5 protein-coding genes, 1 pseudogene and 1 riboswitch are annotated in these 5,619 nt (G+C 61.8%); of the genes and pseudogenes, 5 read left to right on the forward strand and 1 reads right to left on the reverse strand.

Annotated elements, in window-relative coordinates; all coding sequences use genetic code 11:
• Positions 1 to 120, reverse strand: a riboswitch (cobalamin riboswitch). This riboswitch is flagged as partial in the annotation.
• A gap of 130 nt (positions 121 to 250) precedes the next feature.
• The 5 genes from Q0693_RS02420 to Q0693_RS02440 are packed head-to-tail and all read left to right on the forward strand — an operon-like array spanning position 251 to position 5,523.
• Positions 251 to 1,444, forward strand: coding sequence for an ROK family transcriptional regulator (locus Q0693_RS02420; protein WP_298628916.1), 1,194 nt, complete (start codon positions 251 to 253; stop codon positions 1,442 to 1,444).
• The gene (locus Q0693_RS02425) at positions 1,401 to 2,636 is read left to right on the forward strand and encodes an ABC transporter substrate-binding protein (RefSeq protein WP_243029688.1); all 1,236 of its coding nucleotides are present in this window, start codon (positions 1,401 to 1,403) and stop codon (positions 2,634 to 2,636) included. The genes Q0693_RS02420 and Q0693_RS02425 overlap by 44 nt, the downstream gene beginning before the upstream one ends.
• 53 nt (positions 2,637 to 2,689) lie before the next feature.
• The gene (locus Q0693_RS02430; protein ID WP_243029687.1) at positions 2,690 to 3,799 is read left to right on the forward strand and encodes a sugar ABC transporter permease; all 1,110 of its coding nucleotides are present in this window, start codon (positions 2,690 to 2,692) and stop codon (positions 3,797 to 3,799) included.
• Positions 3,799 to 4,605: a carbohydrate ABC transporter permease gene (locus Q0693_RS02435; RefSeq protein ID WP_243026746.1), complete on the forward strand. Its 807-nt coding sequence runs from the start codon at positions 3,799 to 3,801 to the stop codon at positions 4,603 to 4,605. Before Q0693_RS02430 ends, Q0693_RS02435 begins: the two co-directional genes overlap by 1 nt.
• A gap of 9 nt (positions 4,606 to 4,614) precedes the next feature.
• Positions 4,615 to 5,523, forward strand: coding sequence for an NADPH:quinone oxidoreductase family protein (locus Q0693_RS02440; protein WP_298628921.1), 909 nt, complete (start codon positions 4,615 to 4,617; stop codon positions 5,521 to 5,523).
• On the opposite strand, the pseudogene Q0693_RS02445 reads toward Q0693_RS02440, so the two are convergent.
• Positions 5,520 to 5,619: pseudogene (locus Q0693_RS02445) on the reverse strand (ornithine cyclodeaminase); the annotation flags it as partial. The gene Q0693_RS02440 and the pseudogene Q0693_RS02445 overlap by 4 nt on opposite strands.

The following is a 5,619-nucleotide window of genomic DNA, read 5'->3' on the forward strand; positions in this document are numbered from 1 at the left end:
CTACATAGACAGGCACGTAGGAGGACCGGTTACCGTTGCGGGACAGCGCCGGACTTGCACCGGACTTCCCCACTTTAAGCCTGGACTACGCGCCCAGGCACCAGGGCAACGGACCTGGCTTTAAGGCCCTAGCGGGCCCTATCGCCAGCCTAAAGCTTAGGGGATGAAAAGGCAAGGCCTTGACAGACTTGGTACCCGGTGATTTACTTAGTCCCAAGAACGAACTAAAGGCGGGGGCGGAGGGGAACGGATGCGCAAGGGGGATACACAGGAAATACGCAGGCTAAACCGACGGGCCATCCTGGCCCACCTCAGGGGGGGCCCCCTTACCCGTGCGGATCTTTCCCGGCTTACCGGCCTGGCCAAAAGTGCCGTAAGCCGCCTGGTGGACGAACTCCTGCAAGAAGGCCTCTTGGAGGAAGGGGCCTTTACCTCTCCCCCTGTGGGCCGACCCGGCACCTTGCTCCACCTGCGCCCCGGTGCCCGCTTCGCCCTAGGGGCGGAGCTAGGGGTGGAGGGAACGGTCCTTTTGGCCCTGGACTGGCGGGGGGAGGTCCTGTGGGCCAAGGAATGGGGCCATCTTCGGGAGGCCGGGCCCAAGGAGCGTTTGGAAAAACTTTTACGGGAGATACTTCCCCACGTGCCCGGACCCTTGGGCTTAGGGATCACCCTGCCCGGGGTGGTGGTGGAAGACCGCCTCTTGTTAGCTCCTAACCTGGGCTGGAGAAACCTGAACCTCCGGCCCCTGCTTGCCGATTTCCCCTTGCCCACGGCCCTGGAAAACGATGCCAAGGCCTCGGCTTTGTCCGAGGTCTTCTTCCACGGGGAGGCAAACTTAGCCTATCTGGTGCTCAGCACGGGCCTGGGGGTTGGGGTGGTATCGGAAAGCCGGGTTTTGCGCGGAGCCAGCGGGGCTGCTGGGGAACTTGGACATTGGCTCGGCCAGGGGAATAAAACCTGCGCCTGCGGCCGGATAGGGTGCCTGGAAACTGAGCTCGGCCTCGGAACACTTCTGGAGCATTACCGGGCCCTTGGAGGCAAGGCCGAAGTTCTGGAGGCCCTCCTCCACCTGGCCGAGCAAGGGGAGGATTTGGCCCTCGAGGCCATCCACCATCTGGGCGAGGTCTTAGGGCGGTTCCTCGCCAACCTGGCGGTAGCCTACGACCCGGGTCGGGTGGTGGTGGGAGGCAAGGCAGCCGAGCTCTTCACCCATCTGGAACACCCCATGCGCCAGTCCTTGGAGGCCCACGCCTTTTTGGAGGCCCACCGCTCCTTACCCGTGCAACCTTCCGTCTACGGACACCTGGCCCCGGCCGTGGGTGGGGCCAGTCTCTTTTTGGTCAAGTTTTTTGAGCTGGGCGGCCTGTGGGCGGAAAGCCCACGTCGCAATGGAGGTAGGTATGAGGAAGTGGCTTTTAGCGATCGGCGTGGCCCTGGGGTTTAGCGCCCTGGCCCAGACGGGCAAGCTGGAGATCTTTTCCTGGTGGGCAGGGGATGAGGGACCAGCCCTCGAGGCCCTCATCCGGCTTTACAAGCAAAAGTATCCCGGCGTGGAGGTCATCAACGCCACGGTGACGGGAGGAGCTGGGGTCAACGCCAAGGCGGTACTGAAAACCCGCATGCTGGGTGGGGATCCACCCGACACCTTCCAGGTGCACGCGGGGCAGGAGCTCATCGGCACCTGGGTGGTGGCAGACCGCATGGAGGACCTCACCAGCCTATTCCGGCAGGAGGGCTGGCTCCAAGCCTTCCCCAAGGGCCTTATCGACCTCCTCTCTTACAAGGGGGGTATCTGGAGCGTGCCCGTCAACATCCATCGTTCCAACGTCATGTGGTACATTCCCGCCAAGCTCCGGGAATGGGGGGTGACACCACCCAAGACCTGGGCGGATTTTCTCGCCACCTGCCAGACCTTAAAGCGTAAGGGTCTCGAGGCGCCCTTAGCCTTAGGGGAGAACTGGACCCAACAACACCTCTGGGAAAGCGTAGCCCTGGCCACCCTGGGGGCTGACGGCTGGGCCAACCTCTGGAACGGCAAGCTCAAGTTCACCGACCCCAAGGCGGTGGCGGTCTGGGACACCTTCGGCAAGGTGCTGGATTGCGCCAACAAGGACGCCGCAGGCCTGTCCTGGCAGCAGGCGGTGGACCGGGTAGTCCAGGGTAAAGCTGCTTTCAACATCATGGGCGACTGGGCCGCTGGCTACATGAGCACCACCCTTAAGCTCAAGCCCGGCACCGACTTCGCCTGGGCACCCTCTCCAGGCACCTCCGGGGTTTTCATGATGCTCTCCGATTCTTTCGGCCTGCCCAAGGGAGCCAAGAACCGGCAGAACGCCATCAACTGGCTCAAGCTGGTGGGCTCCAAGGAAGGTCAAGACACCTTTAACCCCTTAAAAGGCTCCATCGCCGCCCGGTTGGACTCTGACCCTGCCAAATACAACGCCTATGGTCAGTCGGCCATGAAGGACTGGCAGTCCAATCGCATCGTGGGCTCCTTGGTGCACGGAGCCGTGGCACCCGAAAGCTTCATGAGCCAGTTCGGCACGGTGATGGAGATCTTCTTGCAGAGCAAGAACCCGCAAGCGGCAGCCAACGCCGCCCAGGCCATCGCCAACCAGGTAGGCTTGGGCCGGTAACGCCTCTCGGCCCGTGGGGGCTTTAGCCCCCACGGGCTTTTCCCGGAGGTAGCATGCGCGACCGGATCACGGCCTTTCTGGTCCTCCTTCCCTCCTTGGTGGCGGTGGGCATCTTTGTCTACGGCTTCATCGGGCAAAACCTTTGGGTTTCCTTCAGCGACTGGGGTAAGAACCCCACTCAAGCTTTGGCCCTGAGACCTGAGCTCCAGTTCGTGGGCCTGGAGAACTACCGCGAGCTCTTTAGCGGCTTTGTGGACGTGCGGTTCCGCCAGAGCGTGGTCAACTTGATCTTCTTTACCCTCTTCTTCATGGCGGGAACCCTGGGCCTGGGCCTTCTATTGGCCATAGCCCTAGACCGAGGCCCTAAGGGGGAAGGCTTTTTTCGCACTGTTTTTCTTTTTCCCATGGCCCTCTCCTTCGTGGTAACAGGCACCATCTGGCGTTGGCTTCTGCAACCCCAAGGTGGGGTCAACGTTTTACCCACTCTCTTTGGCTTTCCCCCCTTCAACTTTCCCTGGCTCACCACAAGGCAACAGGTGCTGGTCTTCGACTGGAATCAACTCCCTTTCTACACAGCCTTGGCCGTGGGTCTAACCCTTCTGTACCTTGCCTGGCAAGCCCACCGCGGAGGCGAAAGGAAGCGTCTTTTCTGGAGTCTCCTATCCAGTGGGCTGCTTCTCCTTTGGGCCCTAACCCTGGGTCGGAACATCCGCCTTCTTCCCTACGCCGAGCCCCACGGCTTCAGCCTGGCCTTGGTGGGCGTGATCCTGGCAGCGGTGTGGCAGATGTCGGGCTACACCATGGCCCTTTACCTGGCGGGCCTGAGGGGCATCCCCGTGGAAATTTTGGAGGCCGCCAAGGTGGATGGGGCCAGCGAGTGGCAGACCTATCGGTACGTTATTTTTCCCCTCCTCGCCCCCATCACACTTTCCGCCCTGATCGTCCTAGGCCACATTGCCTTGAAGATCTTTGACCTTATCTTCGCTATGGCTGGGCTAGACTATGCTCCCACCGACGTGCCAGCCATCTACATGTACCTTTTGGCCTTCCGAGGCAACCAGTTTGCCAAGGGTGCTGCCATCGGCATACTCCTATTGCTTTTGGTGGCCATGGTGGTCATCCCCTACCTGGCGAGCCAGCTGAGGAAGGAGGTCAGGCGCTGATGGGCCGGATTCTTCTATACACCTTTCTCCTCCTTGCCACCCTCTTCTTTCTCCTTCCCGTCTACCTGGTGATCCTCACCGCCTTAAAGGAGCCTGCCAGAATCACCCTGGACACGGTCTGGCATTGGCCCAATCCCGTATACTGGGAAAGCTTCAGGGTGGCCTGGGAGGCCTTCCGCCCCAAGTTCCAAAACAGCGTGATCCTGGCCCTTTCTGCCACCGTTCTCTCTGCTGTAGTGGGAGCGCTCAACGGTTACGTCCTGGCCAAATGGCCCTTCAGGGGATCTAACCTCCTCTTTGCCCTCATGCTCTTCGGCATGTTCATCCCTTACCAAAGCATCCTGATCCCCCTCTTCCAGTTCGTGAAGGCCATAGGCCTCTATGGCACCCTCTGGGGCCTCATCCTGGTACACGTGGTCTACGGAATTCCCATCGTCACCCTGATCTTCAAGAACTACTACAGCGAAATCCCGGATGAGCTGGTAGAGGCAGCCCGCATAGACGGAGCGGGATTCTTCGGTATCTTTCGGCACGTGATCCTACCTCTTTCCGCTCCCGCCTTCGTAGTGGTGGCCATCTGGCAGTTCACACAGATCTGGAACGAGTTCCTCTTCGCCGTGACCCTAACCCGGCCGGAAAGCCAGCCCATCACTGTGGCCCTGGCCCAGCTGGCAGGGGGTGAAGCCGTGAAATGGAATCTGCCCATGGCCGGGGCTATCCTGGCTGCCCTACCTACCCTCTTCGTCTATATCTTCCTGGGCCGGTACTTCCTGCGGGGCCTTCTAGCTGGTTCCGTAAAGGGGTAAGCTCCCCCCATGCGCGCCTGGGTGCAAGAACGCTTGCGTGGTCCATTGGTCCTTAAAGAGCTTCCCGACCCCACACCGGGCCCGGGAGAAGTGGTGTTGGAGGTGGAGGCGGTGGGCCTGAATTTTGCCGACCACCTTATGCGCCTTGGTGGGTACCTCACCCGCGTCCACCCACCCTTCGTGCCCGGTATGGAGGCCGTAGGTCGGGTGGCAGGCCAGCGCTTTGCCGCTTTAATGGGGCATGGGGCTCTAGCAGAGCGGATAGCTGTGCCCAGGGAGGCCCTTCTCCCCGTGCCAGAGGGGCTTTCCCCTGAGGAAGCCGCCGCTTACCCGGTTTCTTTCCTCACCGCCTATTTAGCCCTGCGGCAGGCGGGGGCCAAGCCCGGGGAAAAGGTCCTGGTGCAGGCAGCGGCAGGGGCCTTGGGAACCGCCGCCGTGCAGGTGGCCAAGGCCATGGGCTTGCGGGTGCTGGCCGCCGCCTCGAGGCCCGAGAAGCTGGCCCTCCCCCAAACCCTAGGCGCCGAGGCCACCGCCACCTATGGGGAGCTTCCGGAAAAGGCCAAGGCCTTCGGCGGGGTGGACATCCTTCTGGAGGTGCGCGGCAACCTTCTAGAGGAAAGCCTGGTCCTTCTGAACCCGGGAGGAAGGCTGGTCTATATCGGGGCCGTAGAGGGGGAGGCCGCTTCCCTGAATCCCCTGCGCCTCATGCGCCGAAACCTTACAGTCACGGGCTTTTGGCTGGCTCCCCTCCTCAGGCAACAGGCCTTGGTGCAGGAAGCCTTGGGGTTTCTCCTGCCCCGGTTGGGCCGTGAGCTCAAGCCGGTGGTGGGGGCGGTTTTCCCTTTCCTCGAGGCTGAGGCCGCCTTCCAGGCCCTTATAGACCGGGGGCATACCGGAAAGATCGTGGTTCGCCTCTAGTCCAAGCCCAGGAGGTGGCGCACCGCGGCCAGGTCAAAAAGGGCGTGGCCCACGCTCTTAAACAGCACGGGATCCCCTTCCGCCCGCTTGCCCAAG

The sequence above is a fragment of the uncultured Thermus sp. genome (assembly GCF_938010445.1).
Lineage (GTDB): Bacteria > Deinococcota > Deinococci > Deinococcales > Thermaceae > Thermus > Thermus altitudinis.